This window comes from Neisseria oralis (assembly GCF_045062685.1).
GTDB lineage: Bacteria > Pseudomonadota > Gammaproteobacteria > Burkholderiales > Neisseriaceae > Neisseria > Neisseria oralis.
On record NZ_JBJGEB010000019.1, the window covers coordinates 1 to 21,683 of the forward strand.

At 54.8% G+C, this 21,683-nt stretch carries 18 protein-coding genes and 1 pseudogene; 14 read left to right on the top strand and 5 right to left on the bottom strand.

Annotated features, from left to right (window positions below; translation table 11 throughout):
• Positions 1-139: 139 nt before the first annotated feature.
• Positions 140-2,530, bottom strand: a complete 2,391-nt coding sequence (gene gyrB / locus ACI43T_RS11550) for a DNA topoisomerase (ATP-hydrolyzing) subunit B (RefSeq protein WP_405387224.1) — start codon at positions 2,528-2,530, stop codon at positions 140-142.
• Between the two features lie 470 nt (positions 2,531-3,000).
• On the opposite strand from gyrB, the gene frr reads away from it, so the two are divergent.
• The 13 genes from frr (at position 3,001) to rnhB (ending at position 16,707) form a co-directional block, all read left to right on the top strand.
• Positions 3,001-3,558, top strand: coding sequence for a ribosome recycling factor (gene frr, locus ACI43T_RS11555; protein WP_009174973.1), 558 nt, complete (start codon positions 3,001-3,003; stop codon positions 3,556-3,558).
• Between the two features lie 59 nt (positions 3,559-3,617).
• On the top strand, positions 3,618-4,364 hold the full coding sequence (locus tag ACI43T_RS11560) for an isoprenyl transferase (protein ID WP_293276058.1): 747 nt from the start codon (positions 3,618-3,620) through the stop codon (positions 4,362-4,364).
• Between the two features lie 3 nt (positions 4,365-4,367).
• Positions 4,368-5,162 (top strand): phosphatidate cytidylyltransferase, encoded by a 795-nt coding sequence (locus tag ACI43T_RS11565; RefSeq protein ID WP_405387228.1) that lies wholly within the window; start codon positions 4,368-4,370, stop codon positions 5,160-5,162.
• A gap of 44 nt (positions 5,163-5,206) precedes the next feature.
• Positions 5,207-5,956: an SIMPL domain-containing protein gene (locus ACI43T_RS11570; RefSeq protein ID WP_405387230.1), complete on the top strand. Its 750-nt coding sequence runs from the start codon at positions 5,207-5,209 to the stop codon at positions 5,954-5,956.
• 103 nt (positions 5,957-6,059) lie between these two features.
• Positions 6,060-7,244 carry a 1-deoxy-D-xylulose-5-phosphate reductoisomerase gene (gene ispC, locus ACI43T_RS11575; RefSeq protein ID WP_405387251.1) on the top strand — a complete coding sequence of 395 codons (1,185 nt, stop codon included), beginning with the start codon at positions 6,060-6,062 and terminating at the stop codon, positions 7,242-7,244.
• A gap of 67 nt (positions 7,245-7,311) precedes the next feature.
• Entirely contained in the window at positions 7,312-8,652 is a 1,341-nt protein-coding gene (gene rseP / locus ACI43T_RS11580; RefSeq protein ID WP_405387232.1) for an RIP metalloprotease RseP, read from the top strand.
• Between the two features lie 4 nt (positions 8,653-8,656).
• Entirely contained in the window at positions 8,657-11,056 is a 2,400-nt protein-coding gene (gene bamA / locus ACI43T_RS11585) for an outer membrane protein assembly factor BamA (protein WP_314764538.1), read from the top strand.
• A gap of 153 nt (positions 11,057-11,209) precedes the next feature.
• Entirely contained in the window at positions 11,210-11,728 is a 519-nt protein-coding gene (locus tag ACI43T_RS11590; protein ID WP_405387235.1) for an OmpH family outer membrane protein, read from the top strand.
• Between the two features lie 134 nt (positions 11,729-11,862).
• A complete protein-coding gene (gene lpxD / locus ACI43T_RS11595; RefSeq protein WP_405387237.1) occupies positions 11,863-12,915 on the top strand; it encodes a UDP-3-O-(3-hydroxymyristoyl)glucosamine N-acyltransferase in 1,053 nt (350 codons plus the stop codon).
• 30 nt (positions 12,916-12,945) lie between these two features.
• Complete coding sequence (fabZ, locus tag ACI43T_RS11600; protein ID WP_405387239.1) at positions 12,946-13,410, top strand: 3-hydroxyacyl-ACP dehydratase FabZ; 465 nt, start codon at positions 12,946-12,948, stop codon at positions 13,408-13,410.
• Positions 13,411-13,523: 113 nt separating this feature from the next.
• Positions 13,524-14,300: an acyl-ACP--UDP-N-acetylglucosamine O-acyltransferase gene (gene lpxA / locus ACI43T_RS11605; protein WP_405387241.1), complete on the top strand. Its 777-nt coding sequence runs from the start codon at positions 13,524-13,526 to the stop codon at positions 14,298-14,300.
• Between the two features lie 132 nt (positions 14,301-14,432).
• Positions 14,433-15,581 (top strand): lipid-A-disaccharide synthase, encoded by a 1,149-nt coding sequence (lpxB, locus tag ACI43T_RS11610; RefSeq protein WP_405387243.1) that lies wholly within the window; start codon positions 14,433-14,435, stop codon positions 15,579-15,581.
• A gap of 535 nt (positions 15,582-16,116) precedes the next feature.
• Positions 16,117-16,707 carry a ribonuclease HII gene (rnhB, locus tag ACI43T_RS11615; RefSeq protein ID WP_405387245.1) on the top strand — a complete coding sequence of 197 codons (591 nt, stop codon included), beginning with the start codon at positions 16,117-16,119 and terminating at the stop codon, positions 16,705-16,707.
• Positions 16,708-16,819: 112 nt separating this feature from the next.
• Here rnhB and ACI43T_RS11620 read toward each other — a convergent pair whose 3' ends face one another.
• Together ACI43T_RS11620 and rsmG are read right to left on the bottom strand one after the other, a co-directional pair.
• On the bottom strand, positions 16,820-17,596 hold the full coding sequence (locus tag ACI43T_RS11620; RefSeq protein ID WP_314107723.1) for a ParA family protein: 777 nt from the start codon (positions 17,594-17,596) through the stop codon (positions 16,820-16,822).
• A 98-nt stretch (positions 17,597-17,694) separates the two neighbouring features.
• Positions 17,695-18,318, bottom strand: coding sequence for a 16S rRNA (guanine(527)-N(7))-methyltransferase RsmG (gene rsmG / locus ACI43T_RS11625; protein ID WP_405387247.1), 624 nt, complete (start codon positions 18,316-18,318; stop codon positions 17,695-17,697).
• A 978-nt stretch (positions 18,319-19,296) separates the two neighbouring features.
• Between rsmG and ACI43T_RS11630 the strand changes: the two genes are divergently transcribed.
• Positions 19,297-19,785: a hypothetical protein gene (locus ACI43T_RS11630; RefSeq protein ID WP_293276046.1), complete on the top strand. Its 489-nt coding sequence runs from the start codon at positions 19,297-19,299 to the stop codon at positions 19,783-19,785.
• A gap of 42 nt (positions 19,786-19,827) precedes the next feature.
• Here the strand turns inward: ACI43T_RS11630 and ACI43T_RS11635 are convergent, their stop codons facing one another.
• Both ACI43T_RS11635 and ACI43T_RS11640 read right to left on the bottom strand, forming a co-directional pair.
• A complete protein-coding gene (locus ACI43T_RS11635; RefSeq protein ID WP_405387249.1) occupies positions 19,828-21,294 on the bottom strand; it encodes a KAP family P-loop NTPase fold protein in 1,467 nt (488 codons plus the stop codon).
• A gap of 266 nt (positions 21,295-21,560) precedes the next feature.
• Positions 21,561-21,683 (bottom strand): annotated as a pseudogene (locus ACI43T_RS11640) (hypothetical protein); the annotation flags it as partial.

Genomic DNA, 21,683 nt, shown 5'->3' on the forward strand with positions numbered 1-21,683 from the left:
TGGAATACGGCTTGATATTTAATGTATATTGGGTCATAAAAAACTGCACCTTGGCGGGTTGGAGAGAATGTCCAACTCTTGGGGGTGCAGTTCACATTTTTTCAGACGGCCTTTTTTATTTTCAACTAGGCTTTAAAGTTTACGCGTCGATATTTTGCGCAATCAGGGCGTTGTTTTCGATGAAGGCGCGGCGCGGTTCGACTTCGTCGCCCATCAGGGTAACGAACACTTCGTCGGCGGCGATGGCGTCTTCGATGCGCACTTTCAACAAGCGGCGCACGGCGGGATCCATCGTGGTTTCCCAAAGCTGTTCGGGGTTCATCTCGCCCAAACCTTTGTATCGCTGGATGGACATGCCTTTTTGGGCGTTTTGGAGCAGGATGTTCAACGCGGTTTCAAAGCTGTCCACGTCGTACTCGTTCTCGCCTTTGTAGAGCTTGGCGCCCTCGCCGACCAAGCCTTTGAGCGCGGCGGCGGTTTGGGTGAGGGTTTGGTAGGCTTTGCTGTTGAGGAACTTGGGTTCGATGTAGCTGACCATGACGTTGCCGTGCAGCTTGCGGGTGATTTTGATGAAGCGGTTGCCTTCGTGGCCTTCGATGCGTTCGAGGGCGACTTCTTTTTCGTCGAGCAAACCAGAAAGTTCGGCAACGGCTTTATCGGCGTTTTCAGACGACGTCAAATCAATAGGCGACGCGTGCAGCATGGCGCGCAGGACGAGTTCGTCCACGAAGCGGCTTTCCTGTTCGATAACGGTTTTCGCCAACAGGAATTGTTTGGCGGTGTCGGCAAGTTCTGCGCCTTCGATGGTGCGGCCGTCTGAAACGATTTTGGCTTTTTCCAAGGCGAGACCGAGCAGCCATTGGTCTTTTTCCAGTTCGTCTTTGAGGTAACGCTCCTGCTTGCCGTATTTGGCTTTGTAGAGCGGCGGCTGGGCGATGTAGATGTAGCCGCGTTCGACCAGTTCGGGCATTTGGCGGTAGAAGAAGGTCAGGAGCAGGGTGCGGATGTGCGCGCCGTCCACGTCGGCATCGGTCATGATGATGATGCGGTGGTAACGCAGTTTTTCGGGGTTGAACTCTTCTTTGCCGATGCCTGCGCCCAGCGCGGTAATCAGGGTGGCGACCTCTTGGCTGGCGAGCATTTTTTCAAAACGGGCTTTTTCGACGTTCAAGATTTTGCCTTTGAGCGGCAAAATGGCTTGGAATTTGCGGTCGCGGCCTTGTTTGGCTGAGCCGCCTGCGGAATCGCCCTCGACCAGATAAAGCTCTGACAAGGCAGGGTCTTTTTCTTGGCAGTCGGCGAGTTTGCCGGGCAGCCCCAAGCCGTCCATCACGCCTTTGCGGCGGGTGATTTCGCGGGCTTTGCGGGCGGCTTCGCGCGCGCGGGCGGCATCAACGATTTTGCTGGTGATGATTTTGGCTTCGTTCGGATTTTCTTCGAGGAAGTCGGTCAGGGATTGGTTGATGACTTCGTTAACGACGGGGCCGATTTCGCTGGAAACCAGTTTGTCTTTGGTTTGCGACGAGAATTTGGGGTCGGGCAGTTTGACGGACAACACACAGGTCAAACCTTCGCGCATATCGTCGCCTGCGGTTTCAACTTTGGCTTTTTTGGCGACTTCGTTGGCTTCGATGTAGCTGTTGATAGTGCGCGTCATCACTTGGCGCAACGCGGTCAGGTGCGTACCGCCGTCGCGCTGCGGGATGTTGTTGGTGAAGCACTGCACGCTTTCCTGATAGCTGTCGTTCCACTGCATTGCGCACTCGACGCTCATGCCGTCTTTCTCGCCGAACGCGTAGAAGATTTTTTCGTGCAACGGCGTTTTTTTGCGGTTCATGTATTGCACGAACCCAGCCACGCCGCCGGAAAGGGCGAAGCTTTCGTGTTTGCCGTCTCGCTCGTCAATCAATTCGATGTCCACGCCGTTGTTCAGGAAGGAAAGTTCGCGGATGCGCTTGGCGAGGATGTCGAAGCTGTATTCGACGTTGCCGAAGGTTTCCGCGCTGGCGAGGAAGCGCACGGTCGTGCCTTTTTTGTCGGAGTCGCCGACAACTTTCAACGGCTCTTCGGTTTCTCCGCGCACGAAGCGGACAAAGTGTTCTTTGCCGTCGCGGTAGATGGTCAGCGTTACCCAGTCGGACAGCGCGTTAACGACGGATACGCCCACGCCGTGCAGGCCGCCGGAGATTTTGTAGCTGTTGTTGTCGAACTTGCCGCCCGCGTGCAACACGGTCATGATGACTTCGGCGGCGGAGCGCCCTTCTTTCGGGTGGATGCCGGTGGGCATACCGCGCCCGTTGTCGGCCACGCTGACGGAATTGTCGGCATGGATGGTTACGGTGATTTTGTCGCAATGTCCCGCCAGTGCTTCGTCGATGGCGTTGTCCAATACTTCGAACACCATGTGGTGCAGGCCGCTGCCGTCCTGCGTGTCGCCGATATACATACCGGGGCGTTTGCGTACCGCTTCCAAGCCTTCCAGCACTTGTATGCTGTCGGCGCCGTATTCTTCGTGTTTTTGGTCAGTCATGGTCTTTTTCTTACTGAATTTCAAGAGGATTTTTTATGAGGCCGTCTGAAAAGGTTTTTGCAGGCCGGTAATGCGGGTTCAGAAGGCGAAATAGGGAGGTATTATACCCGATTTTGCTGAATTATTCAGCATTCGGAATATGAAAGGCCGTCTGAAAACCGTGTGGGCGGTATGTTTCGGGCATTTGCTTTAAGGCGGCTTGTAAGAGACTTGGATTGTTAGGCTGCCAACCGTAAAAGGCAGGCGGCGGAATGCCAAAGTTTTACTACCGGTTTCCCAAACTATTCTCCATATTTCCTATCTAATCCGAATACAGGTTAAAAAACAAAGCCGTCCGGACGGCCCGGCTTGTCGTTTCTCTTTAATGACGGTACTATGCGCTGTTATCGGCCGATTTCCGCCCGGATGGTGCGTTTCAGACGGCCTGTGGATTTATCTGTTTGATTTTTTTAATGGACCGAGAGTGAAGAATGATTAGTGATATTCAAAAAACTGCCGAAGGTAAAATGCAGCGTTCGCTGGAAGTGTTGAAGGAGAATCTGGCCAAGGTGCGTACCGGCCGTGCGCATACCGGCCTGCTGGATCAGGTGGAAGTGGAATACTGGGGCAGTATGGTGCCAGTAAGCCAAGTGGCAAACATAACGTTGGTTGACGCGCGTACCATCGGTGTGAAACCGTTTGAAAGCAATATGGCGGCCAAGGTGGAGAAAGCAATTCGCGATTCGAATCTGGGCTTGAATCCGGCTTCGGTGGGCGATTTGATTCGTGTTCCAATGCCGATGCTGACGGAAGAGCGCCGCAAGGATTTGATTAAGGTGGTGCGCAATGAGGCGGAAGAGGGGCGCGTATCTATCCGCAACGTGCGCCGCGATGCCAACGATCATATCAAAAAACTTCTGAAAGACAAGGAAGTGTCCGAAGATGAGGCACGCCGTGGTGAAGAGGCCGTGCAGAAGCTGACCGACAAATATATTTCCGAAGCGGATAAGATTCTGGCGGCCAAAGAAGAAGATTTGATGGCGGTTTAACCCCCTGACGGACAGACTTTTCAGACGGCCTCTGGAACGTTTGTCCACGGAAGGCAGACATGAAGAGCAGCACGCAAACGGTTCTGGCGCATACGCAGATTCCGCGCCATATCGCCGTGATTATGGACGGCAACGGCCGCTGGGCGAAAAAGCGGTTTCTGCCCCGCGTGATGGGGCACAAGCGCGGGTTGGACGCGCTTGAGGAAATGGTGAAAAACTGTGCGCAGGCCGGTGTGGAATACCTGACGGTGTTTGCTTTTTCCACTGAAAATTGGCGCCGTCCCGAAGACGAAGTGTCTTTTTTGATGGGGCTGTTTTTACAGGCGTTGCAAAAACAGGTTCAGCGCCTGCATGAGAATAATATGCGGCTGAAGGTTATCGGCAGCCGCGAGCGGTTCAGCACGGAAATATTACAAGGCATCGAAGCGGCGGAAGTGCTGACCGCGGGCAATACGGGTCTGACTTTGTGCATCGCCGCCGATTACGGCGGCCGCTGGGATATTTTGCAGGCGGCCAACAGGGTGGTGGCGGAAGGTTCGGGCGAGATTACCGAGGATTCGTTGGGCCGCTACCTGATGCTGGGCGATGCGCCCGAACCGGATTTGTTTATCCGCACGGGCGGCGAAACGCGTATCAGCAATTTTTTATTGTGGCAGATGGCTTATGCCGAACTTTATTTCACCGATACTTTGTGGCCGGACTTCGATAAAAAGTCTTTCGATGATGCGGTGGCTTCATACCAGAAGCGCGAACGCCGTTTCGGGCGCACTTCCGAGCAGCTCCCGCCCGACCAGCAGCGGAGTTGATAAATGTTGAAACAACGGGTGATAACCGCACTGTGGCTGCTGCCGCTGATGCTGGGTATGCTGTTTTACGCGCCGCAATGGTTGTGGGCGGCTTTCAGCGGTCTGATTGCGCTGATTGCTTTGTGGGAATATGCCCGCATGAGCGGTTTGGACAAGGTTAAGACCAATCACTACCTTGCCGCTACCCTGTTGTTTGGCATTGTGGCTTATGCGGGTGGCTGGGAACTGCCGGATTTGGTCTGGTATGCGGTGCTGGCGTTTTGGCTGGTTGTGATGCCGCTTTGGCTGAACCGGAAATGGAAACTCTGCGGCGGCTGGCAGGCTTACGCGGCGGGTTGGATGCTGATGGTGCCGTTTTGGTTCGCGCTGGTTTCGCTGCGATCCGATTCCGACGAGGCCCTGCCGCTGCTGGCGGTGATGGGTTTGGTGTGGGTGGCCGATATTTTTGCATATTTCAGCGGTAAGGCTTTCGGCAAGCACAAACTTGCGCCCGCCATCAGTCCGGGCAAAAGTTGGGAAGGGGCGGCAGGCGGAGCATTGTGTGTGGCAATCTATATCACATTGGTGCGGGATGCCCACTGGCTGTCGTTTGAAACAGGTTGGCTTGCCACAGTTGGCGTCGGCCTGATACTGACTGTAGTCAGCGTGTGCGGCGATTTGCTGGAAAGCTGGCTGAAGCGTTCGGCAGGCATAAAAGACAGCAGCAACCTGCTGCCCGGCCACGGCGGAGTGTTCGACCGCGTGGACAGCCTGATTGCCGTATTAAGCGTATATGCCGCTTTTATCCATTTGTTTTAAAATAATTCGTCGTCTTTTTTAAATTTGCGGGAGTCTACTTGATTATGTCGGAAAAAAACCAAACTTCATCATTGCCCGTTTTGGGCGTGCTGCTGGCGCTCGGTCTGATGGCTGCGGCGTTCATTCTCGGCGTGCAGTTTAAAAATCTGCGCCAGCCGGGTACGATTACCGTGAAAGGGTTGGCGGAGAAAAACTTTAAGTCAGACAGTGCAACTTGGAATACGGGCGTCGAAGCTCATGCCGACAGTTATCAGGAAGTGCTGGACTTGTTAAACGCCAGGCGCAAGAAACTGTCCAAATTCCTGCGGGAGCAGGGTTTTGAAACGGCGGAAATGCAAATCGGCCTGCCGTCGGTGGAGCGTGTTTATAACGAAGTCCGCGACGAACAAGGAAATGTTACCCGCACGCCCAACGGCTACGACGGCAGCTTGGACATCACCGTCAATACCAAAAAACTGGATAAAGTCCAAGCCGCGCAGCAGGCGATTTTGAACCTGCGTGCACAAAACGAATTTATCCGTTTCAGCAGCCCGCAGTATCTGCTCGGCAATCTGGAAAACATCAAGCGCGATTTGATTACGCAGGCGACGGAGGATGCGCAGAAACGCGCCGTCGAATTTGCCAAAACGGGCGGCGGCAAAGTTGGAACCATGCGTTCCGCCTCGCAGGGTTCGTTCAATATCTATGCGGACAGCGGCAGCAGCGAGGACGACGAATACGGCGGATCCTACGACAAAACCACAGTCGGCAAACAGGTGCGGCTGGTGGTTACGATAGAATACGGTATCGAATGACGTGTCCGACTGGACAGGCCGTCTGAAACTTTGCGGCGGCAAACGTAATCCTTTGAAAAACAAGAAACGCGGCCTTTCAGACGGCCTGATAAAGAAAACAACCATGACACAGCAAGTCCTGACCATTTTAGGCAGCACCGGCAGCATAGGTGTGAATACCTTGGACGTTATCTCGCGCCATCCTGAGAAATTCCGCGTTTTCGCGCTGGCGGGGCACAGGCAGGTTGAAAAGCTGGCGGCGCAATGTGCGCAGTTTGCACCTGAATATGCCGTGGTTGCCGATGCCGAACACGCCGTCCGGCTGGAGGCTTTATTGAAAGCGCAAAACAGCGGGACCCGCGTATTGCACGGTGCACAGGCCCTGATTGACGTTGCTTCGGCAGGCGAAGTCGACGGCGTGATGTGCGCCATTGTCGGTGCGGCCGGACTACCTTCGGCACTGGCGGCCGCGCAGAAGGGTAAAACCATTTATCTGGCCAACAAAGAAACGCTGGTCGTATCCGGCGCGCTGTTTATGGAAACCGCCCGAACCAACAATGCCAGAGTCCTGCCCGTCGACAGTGAGCACAACGCCATTTTCCAAGTCCTGCCGCACAATTACACAGGCCGTCTGAACGGGCACGGCATCCGTTCGATTATCCTGACCGCCTCCGGCGGCCCGTTCCTTGATGCCGATTTGGCCGGGTTCGAACACATCACGCCCGCTCAGGCCGTAAAACATCCGAATTGGAGTATGGGCAGGAAAATCTCGGTCGATTCGGCTACCATGATGAACAAAGGTTTGGAGCTGATTGAGGCGCACTGGCTGTTCAACTGCCCGCCCGATAATCTGGAAGTGGTCATCCATCCCCAGTCGGTGGTGCACAGCATGGTGCGCTATCTTGACGGTTCGGTATTGGCGCAGCTCGGCAATCCCGATATGCGCACGCCGATTGCCTATTGCCTGGGGCTGCCGGAGCGGATTGAATCGGGCGTGGGCGCCTTGGATTTCAATACACTGTCCGCCCTCACTTTCAGACGGCCTGATTTCGGACGTTTCCCATGCCTGAAATTAGCCTACGACGCCATGTACGCCGGCGGTTCCGCGCCTTGCGTATTGAACGCGGCAAACGAAATGGCCGTCGCCGCATTTTTAGATGGGAAAATCCGCTTTACCGACATCGCCCGCGTCGTGGCGCATTGCTTGGACGCCGGTTTTTCAGACGGCCTGAACGACATCGAAAGCCTGCTGGCCTTAGACGCCCAAACGCGCGTCCGTGCGCAGGAATATGCAGAAAACCTGAATTAACACGTTTCAGACGGCCTGCCGTCTATCACAGGCCGTCTGAAACGAAACCAACCCGCAGGGGGCAATATTGTTAACCATAGTTTCTTTTATCGTAGCGATTCTGATTCTGGTCAGCCTGCACGAATTGGGCCACTTCCTCGTGGCGCGTTGGTGCGGGGTAAAGGTCGTGCGCTTTTCCGTAGGCTTCGGCAAGCCGTTTTTCACTAAAAAGCGCGGCGATACCGAATGGTGTCTTGCTCCGATTCCGCTGGGCGGCTATGTGAAAATGGTCGATACCCGCGAAGGCAATGTCGCCGAAGCGGATTTGCCGTTCGCCTTCGACCGCCAGCATCCGGCCAAACGCATCGCCATCGTTGCCGCGGGGCCGTTGACCAACCTGATTCTGGCGGTTGTACTGTACGGCCTGAGTTTTTCCTTCGGCGTTACCGAAATCCGCCCGTATGTCGGCACGGTCGAACCGGCGAGTATCGCCGCCAAAGCGGGTTTTGTGCCCGAAGATAAAATTCTGTCGGTCAACGGCAAAGCCGTTAAAGACTGGAGCGACGTACAGACCGAAATCCTGCTGGAGGTAGAATCCCGCAGGGTTGACGTAGCCGTTCAAACGGCCTCGGGACAGCAAACCGTGCGCGTTATCGATGCCGCGGGGACGCCCGAAGCAGGTAAAGTTGCGAAAAACAGCGGCAATATCGGGCTGTGGCCTTTTAAAATGACCACCCGTCTCGGTCTTGTCATGAAAAACGGCCCGATGGAGAGGGCGGGGCTGAAAGTGGGCGACCGCCTGCTGACTGCCGACGGCAAACCGATTGAACAATGGTTGGACTGGGCTGATTTGTTCCGCCGCAATCCCGGCAACCGGATAACCATCGGATACGAGCGCGGCGGCAAAGTTTATGAGGCTAACGTCCGCCCCGATGCCGAAGAACTTCCCGACGGTACTTTGGTCGGCAAAGTCGGTACGGCGCCGCAACGCGACGAAGCGTGGGACAAACGGGTGCGTTACCAATATACGCCGTCCGTTCCCGAAGCCTTCAGAATGGGTTGGGACAAAATGACCAGCTATTCGCTGATGACTGCAGAGTTCTTCGGCAAGCTCATTACCGGCAAAGCTTCCCTGAGCCATGTCTCCGGCCCGCTGACGATTGCCGACGTGGCAGGCCGGTCGGCGGCCTTGGGTATACAGAGCTATTTGGAATTTTTGGCATTGGTCAGCGTCAGCTTGGGTGTCATGAACCTGCTGCCCGTGCCTGTTTTAGACGGCGGACACTTAGTGTATTATACCGCCGAGTGGATACGCGGGAAGCCGTTGAGCGAGCGCATTCAGGCAATCGGCCTGCGCTTCGGACTTGCAGCCATGCTGATGCTGATGCTGGTGGCCTTCTTTAATGATATTAACCGTTTGTTTGGATAATTGTATGAAATTAAAACAGATTGCTTCAACTTTGATGGTATTGGGCCTGTCTCCGCTGGCGATGGCGGACTTTATCATCCAAGATATCCGCGTCGAAGGTTTGCAGCGTACCGAACCAAGTACGGTGTTCAACTATCTGCCCGTCAAAGTAGGCGACAATTTCAGCGACGCACGCAGCGAAGAAATCATTAAAAACCTGTACGCCACCGGCTTCTTCGACGATGTGCGCGTGGAAACGATGGGCAACCAGGTGCTGCTGACCGTGGTCGAACGCCCGACCATCGCCACGCTGAACATCACCGGCGCGAAAATGCTGCAAAACGACGCCATCAAGAAAAATCTGGAATCTTTCGGGTTGGCGCAATCGCAATATTTCAATCAGGCGACCCTGAACCAAGCAGTTGTCGCCCTGCGTGACGAATATGTCGGCCGCGGCAAACAGTCGGTTAAAATTACCCCGACCGTTAAAAAACTGGCGCGTAACCGCGTTTCCATCGATATAGCCATCGATGAGGGCAAATCTACCAAAATCGCCGACATCGAATTTGAAGGCAACCACGTTTATTCCGACCGCAAGCTGATGAAACAAATGTCGTTGAGCGAGGGCGGTATGTGGACGTGGCTGACCAAAAGCAACCAGTTCAACGAGCAGAAATTCTCGCAAGACTTGGAGCGTGTCAGCGAGTTTTATCAAAACAACGGCTATTTCGGCTTCCGCATCGTGGATACCGACGTTCAGACCAACGAAGACAAAACCAAGCAGACCATCAAAATCACGGTGGATGAGGGCGAACGTTACCGTTGGGGCAAGGTAACCATCGACGGCGACACCCGCGAAGTGCCGAAAGAAGAGTTGTACAAAATGCTGACCATGAAGGAAGGCAAATGGTACGAACGCCAGAAAATGGTGAAATCGCTTGAAGCGATGCAGAACCGTATGGGCAGCGCAGGCTATGCGTTCAGCGAAATCAACGTGCAGCCTGTACCGAATCCCCAAACCAAAACCGTGGATTTCGTGCTGCATGTAGAGCCGGGCCGCAAGGTATACGTCAACCAAATCAATATTACCGGCAACAACAAAACCCGCGACGAAGTGGTACGGCGCGAATTGCGCCAGATGGAGGCCGCTCCGTATGACACTTCCAAGCTGCAACGTTCCAAAGAGCGTGTGGAGCTGCTGGGTTATTTCGACAACGTGCAGTTCGATGCCAAGCCCGTGGAAGGTTCGCCCGACCAAGTGGACGTCAATATGAGCGTTCAGGAACGTTCGACCGGTTCGCTCGATTTGAGTGCGGGCTGGGTGCAGGATACGGGTATGGTGCTGTCGGCAGGCGTATCGCAGGACAACCTGTTCGGTACGGGTAAGTCAGCGTCCGCCCGCGTATCGCGCAGTAAAACCACCGTCAACGGTTCGCTGTCGTTTACCGACCCGTATTTCACCCCCGACGGTGTGAGCCTCGGCTACGACGTTTACGGTAAATCCTACGATCCACGCAAAGCCTCGTCCAGCGCTAAACAATATAAAACCACCACCGCCGGCGCGGGTATCCGCATGGGTATCCCCGTTACCGAATACGACCGCGTGAATTTCGGTTTGGCGGCGGAGCATCTGACCGTGAACACCTATACCGGCGCCCCCAAACGTTACCGCGACTTTATCAACCGTTACGGTAAGGGCAGCGACGGCGTGGGCAGTTTCAAAGGCTGGCTGTACAAAGGTACCATCGGCTGGGGCCGCAACAAAACCGACAACGCCCTGTGGCCGACCCGCGGCTACCAGACCGGTATCAACGGCGAGGTGGCATTGCCGGGCAGCGACCTGAAATACTATACGCTGACCCATAACCAAACATGGTTCTTCCCGTTGAACAAAAGCCTGACGCTGATGCTCGGCGGTGAAGTCGGCTACGGCAACGGCTACGGCAAAACCAAAGAAATGCCGTTCTTCGAAAACTTCTACGGCGGCGGTTTGGGTTCGGTGCGCGGCTTCGAAAGCGGCACGTTGGGTCCGAAAGTGTATGACGAATACGGCGAGAAAATCAGTTACGGCGGCAACAAAAAAGCCAACGTATCGGCCGAATTGCTGTTCCCGATGCCGGGCATCAAAGATGCGCGCACCGTCCGCCTGAGCCTGTTTGCCGATGCCGGCAGCGTATGGGACGGCAAAACCTATACCGACAGCGACAACGACAAATACTATACCAACAATGCGGCTCAGAACGTTTACGGCCTAGGCACCAGCCACAAATCGACCTTCAAGGAAGAGTTGCGTGCTTCGGCAGGTGCGGCGGTAACATGGCTGTCGCCTTTGGGTCCGATGAAGTTCAGCTACGCCTATCCGTTCAAGAAAAAAGAGGGCGACGAAATCCAACGCTTCCAGTTCCAACTGGGTACGACATTCTGATTGGGAACGGACAAACCGAACCGGCCGTCCCGAAGGTGTTCCGACGGGAAGGCCGGTATGCTGTTTTCAGACGGCCTGATGCGGAGGAAAACAGGCGGGCCATCTGAAAAATTACAGACAGTACCATTTGCAAAAGAATACAGAGGATTTGATATGGAATATTCTTTGAAAGCGAAAGCCGTCCGCGCGGGTTGCGCGGTTTTGCTGGGCTGTGCACTGAGTACGCAGGTTGCGGCAGCCGAAGCGGTGCAGAAATTGGGCTTTATCAATACCGAACGCGTATATCAAGAATCCAAACAGGCGCAGGCGATTCAGAAGACGCTGGAAAAAGAATTCAGCAAGCGTCAGGCTGCATTGCAGAAATTGCAGCAGGAAGGGCTGAAACTGGAAAAACAACTGGCCGAAAACAAAATGCAAGGTGCCGAGCGTGAAGCTGCCGCCCGCAAATGGAACGATTTGGTACAAAAATTCCGCAAACAGCAGGCGCAGTTTGCCGAAGATTACAACCTGCGCCGCAACGAGGAATTTGCTGCCCTGCAGAACAATGCCAACCGTGTTATCGTCCAGTTGGCGAAAAAAGAAGGATACGACGTGATCTTGCAGGACGTGATTTACGTCAACAGCAAATTCGACATTACCGACAGCGTGATTAAAGCGATGAACGCACGCTGATTTTTCAGACGGCCTCCGCATACGGCAGGCCGTCTGAAAAACTTTAAAGGCCGTCCGGCCCGCAATCCGCCTGCGGATTCGCATACAACATTCCCCCGAACCAACCCCCGATTCCGCTGTAAACGGCGAAAACCATGACAGTCAAACAATATACCTTATCCCAAATCACCGCCGAACTCGGCGGCGAGGTGCGCGGCGAAGACGTCAGCGTCTGCGCCGTGCGGCCTTTGGCTCAGGCCGGTGTGGAACACATCAGCTTTCTGGCCAATCCGAAATACAAACACGAAGTACACGATAGCAAAGCGGGCGCAGTCATCGTATCTGACAAAGCCGCCGGAGAATTTACCGGCCGCAGCCTGATTGTCGCCGCCGACCCGTACCTCTATTTTGCCAAAGTCGCCCGCCTGTTCTCACCGGTTGTCAAAGCACGCGGCGGCGTACATCCGACCGCCGTTGTCGAACCGAGCGCCACCGTGCCCGACAGTTGCGAAATTGGTGCAAACGCCTACATCGGCGCCAATACCGTATTGGGCGAAGGCTGCCGCATCTTGGCGAATGCCGTCATCCAACACGATTGCAAATTGGGTAGCGAAGTCGTTTTGCACCCTAACGCTGTGGTTTATTACGGCTGCACGCTCGGCAACCGCGTCGAAATCCACAGCGGCGCGGTCATCGGCGCGGACGGTTTCGGCCTTGCCTTCGCCGGCGACTCGTGGTTCAAAATCCCGCAAACCGGCGCGGTAACGCTGGGCGACGACGTGGAAATCGGCTCGAACAGCAACATCGACCGCGGCGCCATGAGCGACACCACCGTCGGCAACGGCACCAAAATCGACAACCAGGTCCAAATCGGCCACAACTGCAAAATCGGTTCCCATACCGTCATCGCTGCCAAAACCGGCATTTCCGGCAGCGTTACCGTCGGCAATTACTGCATCATCGGCGGCGGCGTCGGCACGGTCGGCCACATTGAAATCGCCGATAAAACCACCATCGGCGGCGGCACGTCCGTTACCCACAGCATCACTGAAAGCGGGCAGCACGTCGCCGGCATCTTCCCGATGTCGTCTTACAAAGAGTGGGCGCGCAATGCCGTCCACATCCACCGCCTGAACGAAACCGGCAAACGCATCAAACAGCTCGAACAGGAATTGGCCGAGCTGAAAAACGGCAAACAGGCCGTCTGAAACTCATCCGAACCAACAAGGACAATAACAATGGAAATCAAATTACCCATCGAAGTACGCGAAATACAGGAAATCCTGCCGCACCGCTTCCCCTTCTTGCTCATTGACCGTGTAACCGCCGCCGAACCGGGCAAGTCGCTGACCGCCATCAAAAATGTAACCTTCAACGAACAGTTTTTCCAAGGCCACTTCCCCGAATCGCCCGTCATGCCGGGCGTATTAATCGTCGAAGCAATGGCGCAGGCCTGCGGCGTGTTGGCCGTTTTGTCCCAGGGCAGTGCCAAACGGCGTGAAGGCGAAATTACCCTGTTCGCCGGACTGGATAACGTGCGTTTCAAACGTCAGGTCGTCCCGGGCGACCAGCTTGTGTTTGACGTCGAACTGCTGGCACACCGCCGTGGCATCGGCAAATTCAACACCACCGCCAAAGTAAACGGCGAACTGGCCTGCGAAGCCACCATCATGTGCGCGCAGCGCATCGTCGAAAAAGGCTGACTTTCAGACGGCCTGCCGGATAGAGGCCGTCTGAAAACCGAATACGGGGCGTATTGGCGGGTTGCCTGAAACGGCGCGGCCGCCGGAACGCCTCCAGACATGAAAGGAAACCTGTGTCCCTCATCCACCCGACCGCCGTCATCGACCCCAAGGCAGAGCTGGATTCCAGCGTCAAAGTCGGCGCATACACCGTCATCGGCCCGAACGTGCGAATCGGCGCGAATACCGAAATCGGCCCGCACGCCGTGATTAACGGCCACACCACCATAGGCGAAAACAACCGCATCTTCCAATTCGCCAGTCTGGGCGAAATCCCGCAGGACAAAAAATACGGTGGCGAACCGACCAAACTCACCATCGGCAACGGCAACACCATCCGCGAGTTCACCACCTTCAACCTCGGCACAGTGACCGGCATAGGCGAAACCCGCATCGGCGACGACAACTGGATTATGGCCTACTGCCACCTTGCCCACGACTGCGTCATCGGCAACCATACCGTTTTCGCCAACAACGCTTCGTTGGCCGGACACGTTACCATCGGCGACTATGTCATTCTCGGCGGGTACACGCTGGTGTTCCAGTTCTGTCGCATCGGCGACTACGCCATGACCGCCTTTGCCGCGGGCGTGCACAAAGACGTGCCGCCTTACTTTATGGCCGCGGGCTACCGCGCCGAACCGGCCGGCCTCAACAGCGAAGGAATGCGCCGCAACGGCTTCAGCGCCGAACAAATCGCCGCCGTCAAAGACGTATACAAAACCATCTACCACCGCGGCATCCCGTTTGAAGAAGCGCGTGCGGATATTTTGCAACGCGCCGAAACCCGCCCCGAACTGGCGGTGTTCAAAGACTTCTTCACCGCCTCGACGCGCGGCATCATCCGCTGAACCGGCGGGGTTCGGTTAGGATGAAAGAGGCCGTCTGAAAAAACGTTTCAGACGGCCTCTTTATGCCCGCCGTTCAAGCCCCGCCTGTTTTTTTGTTAAAATACCCCGTCCCTTTACCCGAACGTTTCTTATATGAACCATTCACCCGTTATCGCCATCAGCGTCGGCGAAGCCTCCGGCGACCTGCTCGGCGCGCACCTTATCCGCGCCATCAAACAACGCCGCCCAGATGCGAAATTCATCGGCATCGGCGGCGAACGCATGAAGGCGGAAGGGTTTGAGAGCCTGTACGACCAGGAAAAACTGGCGGTGCGCGGCTTTGTCGAGGTGGTCAAACGCCTGCCCGAAATCCTGAAAATCCGCAAAGGGCTGGTGAACGACCTCATCCGCATCAAGCCTGATGTCTTTGTCGGCATCGACGCACCCGATTTCAATCTGGGCGTGGCGGAAAAACTCAAAAAGGCGGGCATCCCCGCCGTCCATTATGTCAGCCCGTCGGTGTGGGCGTGGCGGCGCGAACGGGTAAACAAAATCGTGCATCAGGTCAACCGCGTGCTGTGCCTGTTCCCAATGGAGCCGCAGCTTTACCTCGATGCGGGAGGAAAAGCCGAGTTTGTCGGTCATCCGATGGCGCAAACCATGCCGCTGGACGACGACCGTGCCGCCGCGCGCGCCAAGTTGGGCGTTGCAACCGAAGCTGTCGTGTTCGCCTTGCTGCCGGGCAGCCGTGTCAGCGAAATCGACTATATGGCTCCTTTGTTTTTTCAGACGGTCTTATTGCTGCTCAAACGCTATCCGCAGGCGCAATTCCTGCTCCCCGCCGCCACCGCCGCCACCCGCAGGCGCATCGGTGAAATTCTGGCGCAGCCTGAATTTTCCGCCATTCCCGTTACCATCACCGACAAACAGTCCGATACCGTCTGCACCGCCGCCGATGTCGTGTTGGTAACCAGCGGCACCGCCACCCTTGAAGTCGCCTTGTGCAAACGGCCGATGGTCATCAGCTACAAAATTTCGCCGCTGACCTATTTTTATGTGAAACGCAAAGTCAAAGTGCCGCATGTCGGCCTGCCCAATATCCTGTTGGACAAAGCTGCCGTGCCAGAACTCCTGCAACACGATGCCGAGCCGGAAAAACTCGCCGCCGCCGTTGCCTATTGGTACGACCACCCCGAAGCCGCCGCCGACCTGAAACAGGATTTCCGCGAGCTGCATTTGCTGCTGAAGAAAGATACCGATGCGTTGGCGGCTGAAGCCGTATTGTCCGAAGCAGGCTTTTAGTTAAATCTGCCGTACTTGTTTCTACTCCGTTGAAGCAACGTTTTCAGACGACCTCTGATACTTATTGTCCTGTAAAGAGCATGCCCAACCTGCGGGCTGAATCTGATGGTTTTGCAGTAAATTCAAATCAGAAAACCGAGCGCCGTCATTCCCGCACAGGCGGGAATCTAGAAGTTTGAAATGATGACAATCTTTAAATAGTTCTGAATAGTTGAGGACTGGATTCCCGCCTGCGCGGGAATGACGACAGGCGATAGATGCCGTATTAAAAATTAAGTGAATCGGCCATATGGCTTGTCGGACATGAATGTCCGACCGAAACTGACAGGCCCATTTTTGTAGTGTGGGCTTTGCCCACGAAAACCGTTTCACAGCATAAAAAATAGGGCAGGGTGGGCTTGAACCACCCTACAAGACCGACGCTGCTTCCACGCAGGTGGAAATGACAATGGCACCCGCCATATCATTCAAAAGGTCGTCTGAAATCCTTTTCAGACGACCTCTCCCGTTAACCGAACCGTATCACTGAAACGCTATGTCTCCTATCCTCCTTGCGGGCGTGGACGAAGCAGGGCGCGGGCCGCTGGTCGGCAGCGTGTTTGCCGCCGCCGTCATCCTGCCCGAACGTTACGACCTGCCCGGCCTGACCGATTCGAAAAAACTCAGCGAGAAAAAGCGCGATACTCTGGCGGTGTCAATCAAAGAACAAGCCGTTTCGTGGAGCATTGCCTCCGCGTCGCCCGAAGAAATCGCCGAACTCAATATCCTGCACGCCACCATGCTGGCGATGGCTCGCGCCGTCCAAGGTTTGGCGGTCGTGCCGGATAAGGTATTGATAGACGGCAACCGCGTTCCGAAAGATTTGGGCGTTCCCGCCGAAGCCGTCGTCAAGGGCGACAGTAAAATCATCGAAATCTCCGCCGCCTCCGTTCTCGCCAAAACCGCGCGCGATGCCGAAATGTACGCGCTTGCCGAACGTTATCCGCAATACGGTTTCGACAAACACAAAGGTTACGGCACGGCGCAACACCTTGCCGCCCTGCAAAAATACGGCGTACTGCCCGAACACCGCCGAGATTTCGCACCCGTGAAGGCGTTGCTGGCGCAGGGCAGGTTGTTCGGTTAGGCATAAAAAAGCCGGAGGCCGTCTGAAAATCTGTTTTCAGACGGCCTCCGGTCGGCAATGGCACGACTCTGGGGTAGCATCTCCCGTGCCTTGCCCCGCGAAATTTTGAAAATCAGGCCGGACGGTTCAGCCGCCCGAGCAGCTCGTCGGCCAGTTCCAGATACGCCCTCGCGCCTTTGGCGGAAGCATCGTAGGCCAGTGCGGGCATACCGTGGCTGGGGGCTTCGGCGAGGCGGATGTTGCGCGGGATGGTGGTGTCGAACAGCAGGCCGCCGAAATGCTGCTGGAGCTGGTCGCTGACCTCGGCGACCAGGCGGCTGCGGGCGTCGTACATGGTGCGCACGATGCCCAGCACCTCCAAGTTCGGATTGATGGCCTGACGGATTTTGCGCACGGTGGCAATCAGGTCGGAAATGCCTTCGAGCGCGTAGTATTCGCACAGCATCGGCACGACGACGCCGTTGGCGGCGACCAATCCGTTGAGCGTGAGCAGGGTCAGCGAGGGCGGGCAGTCGATGAGGATGAAATCGTAGTCGTTTTCCACGGCTTTGAGCGCGTTTTTCAACCGCACTTCGCGGGCGATTTCCTGCACCAGTTCGACTTCGGCTCCGGCCAGCGCGCGGTTGGCCGCAAGCAGGTCGAAGCGGCCGCTGTCGCTGCGGATAACGGCGTCTTTGATTTCCGCCTCGCCCAGAACGACCTGATACACGCCGCAGCCGATGGAGGCTTTGTCTATGCCGCTGCCGGTGGTGGCGTTGCCCTGCGGGTCGAGGTCGATGACCAGCACGCGCTTGTTCCGCGCGGCCAGCGAGGCGGCCAGATTGACGGTGGTGGTGGTTTTGCCGACGCCGCCTTTCTGGTTGGCGACGGCGATGATGTTTGCGCTCATGTGTTTTGCCGGGTGGAAATTTTACATTGCTGGGAATTGTACCGTTATTTGCCTGAAATGGGTATAAAGGCCGTCTGAAGCTTTCAGACGGCCTTTGTTTATTTTTTCCGCAGAATCACCATGTGCCGCTCGGCGTTCAGTTGCGGCACGCGGATTTTGTCCACGCGCTCGACGCAGACGGAATCGGGCAGCCTGTCGATTTCTGCGGCGGGATACACGCCCTTCATGGCCGCCCAGCAGCCGCCGTCTTGGAGCAGGTGCGCCGTCCAGTTGACGAAGTCGGCGAGTTCGGCGAAGGCGCGGCTGGTAATCACGTCGGCCTGCAAGCCTTGGACGGCTTCGACGCGGCCGCTGACGACGCGCACGTTTTTCAGTTCCAGTTCAATCGCGGCCTGTTGCAGAAACGAAGTTTTTTTGGTGTTGGCATCCAAAAGCGTAATCTGCAAATCGGGGCGGCAGACGGCGGCGGGAATGCCCGGCTGCCCGCCGCCGGAACCGACGTCGAGCATGGTCTGCGCGCCTTCGAGGTAGGGCGGCAGGGTCAGGCTGTCGAGCAGGTGGTGGCTGATGATTTGCGACTCGTCGCGCAGGGCGGTGAGGTTGTAGGTTTTATTCCATTTTTTCAGCATCTCGACATAGGCAAGCAGCTTGTCTTGCTGTTCGCCGCTTAAATCGAGGCCCATTTCTTTGAGGCCGCTTTGCAGTTTTTGCCGGTTGTCCATGATTTGCCGTCCGCAGTCTGTAAAACCGATATGTTAACGGAAATCTGAGCGGCGGTGTCTTTGCAATCTGACGTCAGGCCGTCTGAACGGTATAAAAATCCGACGACCGTGTCCAAATTGAACAATTTCCGTCAGTTTTGGATGATTTTCTGAAGTCGGTTCGGACGGAGTTGCCGTTTCAGGTCAGATTTTCAGACGGCAGGAAAAGGGCGGGGCTTTGTTTTCCTAAAAATATCTGGTTGATTTAAAACGATAAATCTTGTTAAATAGAGAAGCTTTTCGAAAAAATACAAAAAACAAAGAAACTTTAAGAAACTGGCACGCCGTATGCTAGGTATACGGTAAGCAGGCGGAAGGCGGTTCGGCTCCCTCAGCGAAGCGCCCGACACAAAAAGCCTGCGGTGCAGTGCAATAAAATGCAGCGGTTGTTTCTGCGGCGGCGGCAAAGCGATTTGCCGCCGGCCGGAGGAGCCGCCGGTCGGGGAAACCGGCAGACTGCTGCGGAAAATGTCTTACTCGACTCAGGGAAAACGAAGAAACATCAATCACGGTAAGCAGCGAAGTTCCAAATATTAGGAGCGGCTGCAAAGACGGCAGAATATTTTGGGGAACGCTGCGGCCCGGCGGGTTGCAGCAGATAGGACGCCTCGGACCGGAAGATAGGTTTCACTAAAAACACCGCACATTCAGAGGAAAACAGGCAACGGGCAGTACGCCTTCGGGGCAACCCGCGCAGCCGTTGCCGCGAAACACGAAAAAATACATTGTGGGAACCGTCTGCGCAAGCAGATCCAAACAGTCGTTACGGTAGTATGACTGGCATTCAGAGACAAAAAGGGGCTTTCTAAACGAAGCCCTTTTTTTGTTTCCGCCAAACAGGAAACGTCGCAGACCGAGGCCGTCCGAAAAGCCGCATCGCTTTTCAGACGGCCTTTTTATTATAATAAGCGGACGAAAGCCGAACCCGCAGGACCCATCATGTATATTCAGGAAAAACCCTATATCCCGTTTGCCGCCGCCATGATTTTCGCCGCGCTGCCGCTGGCCTTGCTGATGCACGAGCTGGCGGCGCTGCTGTTTGGCGCGCGCGGGCTGCTGCTGGCGGAGCAGGGCGGGCATTACGCATTGGCGGGATATTGGCGCGACTCGACCGTATGGTTCGTCTGCGGCGTGTTCGGATTTCTGAATATCCCGCTGTCGGCGGGGCTGGCGAAAATCGCCCATCGGAAAATGATGCGCCGCCGCTGGCGTTATGCGCTGTTTTTGGCGGGCATCGGCGCGTGCGCGTCGGCGTTTGCCGCCTTCATTATCGAAAGCGTGGTCGGCAGCGGGGCCTTGGGCGGAATGCGCGGCACCGGCGTTTTTTATTACACCCTGAGCGTGTTCGTACTGGCGATGTGTTTCCTGCCCAAACAGCTCACCCGCGCGCCCGTGCAGACGGTCGTGTTCTACAAACCGAAAAAATAAGGCAAAGGCCGTCTGAAAACATTTTTCAGACGGCCTTTGCGTTTATTGGGGCGTTTGTTCAAGGCTGAGGACTCGGAAGGTGTCTTTTAAAATAGTAAGAACTCCATCTATTCCATGTGGATAAATATTTTCGTTATCAAGAAAATCTTTATTTATCCGCTCTTGCCATGATCTTCTATCATGAAGGGTACTAACGTCAAAATGTATATTTGCAGTGCCATATAGAATGAGCATCATAGCAATTACATTTGTATTTGTATGAACCACACCAAAACTATTTTTTGGAATATTCGCCAAAGACTGAATATTAAACAATCGAGCAAAATCTTTGCTATCAGTACGATTTTTATTAATATCGTCCATTAAACTCGGATAGAAGCAGAAGATAAATACACCTGTAATGCGAAGCAAGGCATATTGCCAGATAAGTCCACCACTTAAAGAATGATATATCTCTAAAAATCGGACTAATCGTTCCGTTTCTCTAAGCGATATATTGTTCCGTTCTATCATATCGCTGATAAAACCTATTATTGGGGAACGTTCATCAATTAAAGCCTGAAGTTGACTAGCCATACGACTTTTTCGTATCAACTGTTTGAAATATTCAACTGAAACTAAAGCCTGTATCATCCCAAACGGAGCCACAATCTTGTCAGGCAAGGCAAAGCTGTACTTCAAAAATTTATCCAAATATTTTTGCGCATCCACTGCCATCCCATACCGATGATTAATCGCCGCACGCAGTTGCTTGGTGTTTGTCACCAGCACGACTTTGACGTTTTCGACATCAAAGACATGTTTGATGACTTCCAGCATATCGACGGCGTAATCGGGGCGGCAGCGGTCGAGTTCGTCGATAAACAGGATAATCGGTTTGTCTGCTGCCAATTCTTTCAGGCAGGCTTTGAGTGTTTCCAGATTTTTTTCCGCTTCGATTTGCTCTTTCAACAAGGCTTCGACGGTTGCATCGATAGTTGCATCAATGGAATGGCTGGCAAGTATGGTGGCAGCACCAGCTACGGTTGCCGCCGCATTTTTTGCTTCTTGCTCATCATTTATAATTTGGCTCATCCCTTCCGCTAAATCTTCCATATTTTGCTTTAGAACATGACCAACCGCTGCCTTAGCAACGGTTTTCATCACGAATCCTGCGGCTTTCGCGACTTTCCTCGTAATATTTTTGCGCTGTTCAGACGGCTGCTCGCCAGTATCTTCAGGCGTACAGGCTTTGATGATTTCGGCAAGCAATGCCAGCAGAGGCTCTCCGCTGTGGTCTGAACGGAAGGCGTCGATATAGACGGGCTGATAATCGGGATGTTGCTGCTGCATGAGCCGAATCAGTTTTTGGCAAAATTCGGTTTTACCCGTTCCCCAGCCGCCGTCGATGACCATGGGAGAAAGGTCGATGGGCGAGGTAAGCAGCCTGATGATGTTTTTGGCTATCGGCCTACGGTTGAATTCGTCTTGTGTATCGAAAGTGGGTTTTTCTAAAGTTTGGGTTTCCATGTCATCCCTTTGTTTAATCATAAATTCAAATAAGAAGACCCGTATCGTCATTCCCGCGCAGGCGGGAATCCAGACCTTAGCCATTCAGAAATGTTTAGAGATTGCCGTAATTTTAAACTTCTGGATTCCCGCCTGCGCGGGAATGACGGCATAGGTATGTCTTGGTTTAATCATATGGATATGTTCTGATATTTAAAAGGCCGTCTGAAACCTGATTCTTGGTTTTCAGACGGCCTTTCCACATCTTGCGCCATCGGCAGACAAGCCTACTTCGCCCCCTTAAACCCGCGCTTCAAATGCACCATCAGCAATGCCACTGCCGCAGGGGTTACGCCGGAAATGCGGCTGGCTTGGCCGACGGTTTCGGGTTTGTGCTGGTTGAGCTTTTG

Bases quoted from the DNA above. Each gene is read 5' to 3' on its own strand.
- ACI43T_RS11620 (WP_314107723.1), bottom strand. From the start codon at position 17,596: ATGAGCGCAAACATCATCGCCGTCGCCAACCAGAAAGGCGGCGTCGGC.
- ACI43T_RS11570 (WP_405387230.1), top strand. From the start codon at position 5,207: ATGTCGGAAAAAAACCAAACTTCATCATTGCCCGTTTTGGGCGTGCTG.
- lpxB (WP_405387243.1), top strand. From the start codon at position 14,433: ATGAACCATTCACCCGTTATCGCCATCAGCGTCGGCGAAGCCTCCGGC.
- frr (WP_009174973.1), top strand. From the start codon at position 3,001: ATGATTAGTGATATTCAAAAAACTGCCGAAGGTAAAATGCAGCGTTCG.
- ACI43T_RS11630 (WP_293276046.1), top strand. From the start codon at position 19,297: ATGTATATTCAGGAAAAACCCTATATCCCGTTTGCCGCCGCCATGATT.
- gyrB (WP_405387224.1), bottom strand. From the start codon at position 2,530: ATGACTGACCAAAAACACGAAGAATACGGCGCCGACAGCATACAAGTG.
- fabZ (WP_405387239.1), top strand. From the start codon at position 12,946: ATGGAAATCAAATTACCCATCGAAGTACGCGAAATACAGGAAATCCTG.
- rnhB (WP_405387245.1), top strand. From the start codon at position 16,117: ATGTCTCCTATCCTCCTTGCGGGCGTGGACGAAGCAGGGCGCGGGCCG.
- lpxD (WP_405387237.1), top strand. From the start codon at position 11,863: ATGACAGTCAAACAATATACCTTATCCCAAATCACCGCCGAACTCGGC.
- rsmG (WP_405387247.1), bottom strand. From the start codon at position 18,318: ATGGACAACCGGCAAAAACTGCAAAGCGGCCTCAAAGAAATGGGCCTC.
- ACI43T_RS11590 (WP_405387235.1), top strand. From the start codon at position 11,210: ATGGAATATTCTTTGAAAGCGAAAGCCGTCCGCGCGGGTTGCGCGGTT.
- ispC (WP_405387251.1), top strand. From the start codon at position 6,060: ATGACACAGCAAGTCCTGACCATTTTAGGCAGCACCGGCAGCATAGGT.
- bamA (WP_314764538.1), top strand. From the start codon at position 8,657: ATGAAATTAAAACAGATTGCTTCAACTTTGATGGTATTGGGCCTGTCT.
- ACI43T_RS11635 (WP_405387249.1), bottom strand. From the start codon at position 21,294: ATGGAAACCCAAACTTTAGAAAAACCCACTTTCGATACACAAGACGAA.
- ACI43T_RS11565 (WP_405387228.1), top strand. From the start codon at position 4,368: ATGTTGAAACAACGGGTGATAACCGCACTGTGGCTGCTGCCGCTGATG.
- ACI43T_RS11560 (WP_293276058.1), top strand. From the start codon at position 3,618: ATGAAGAGCAGCACGCAAACGGTTCTGGCGCATACGCAGATTCCGCGC.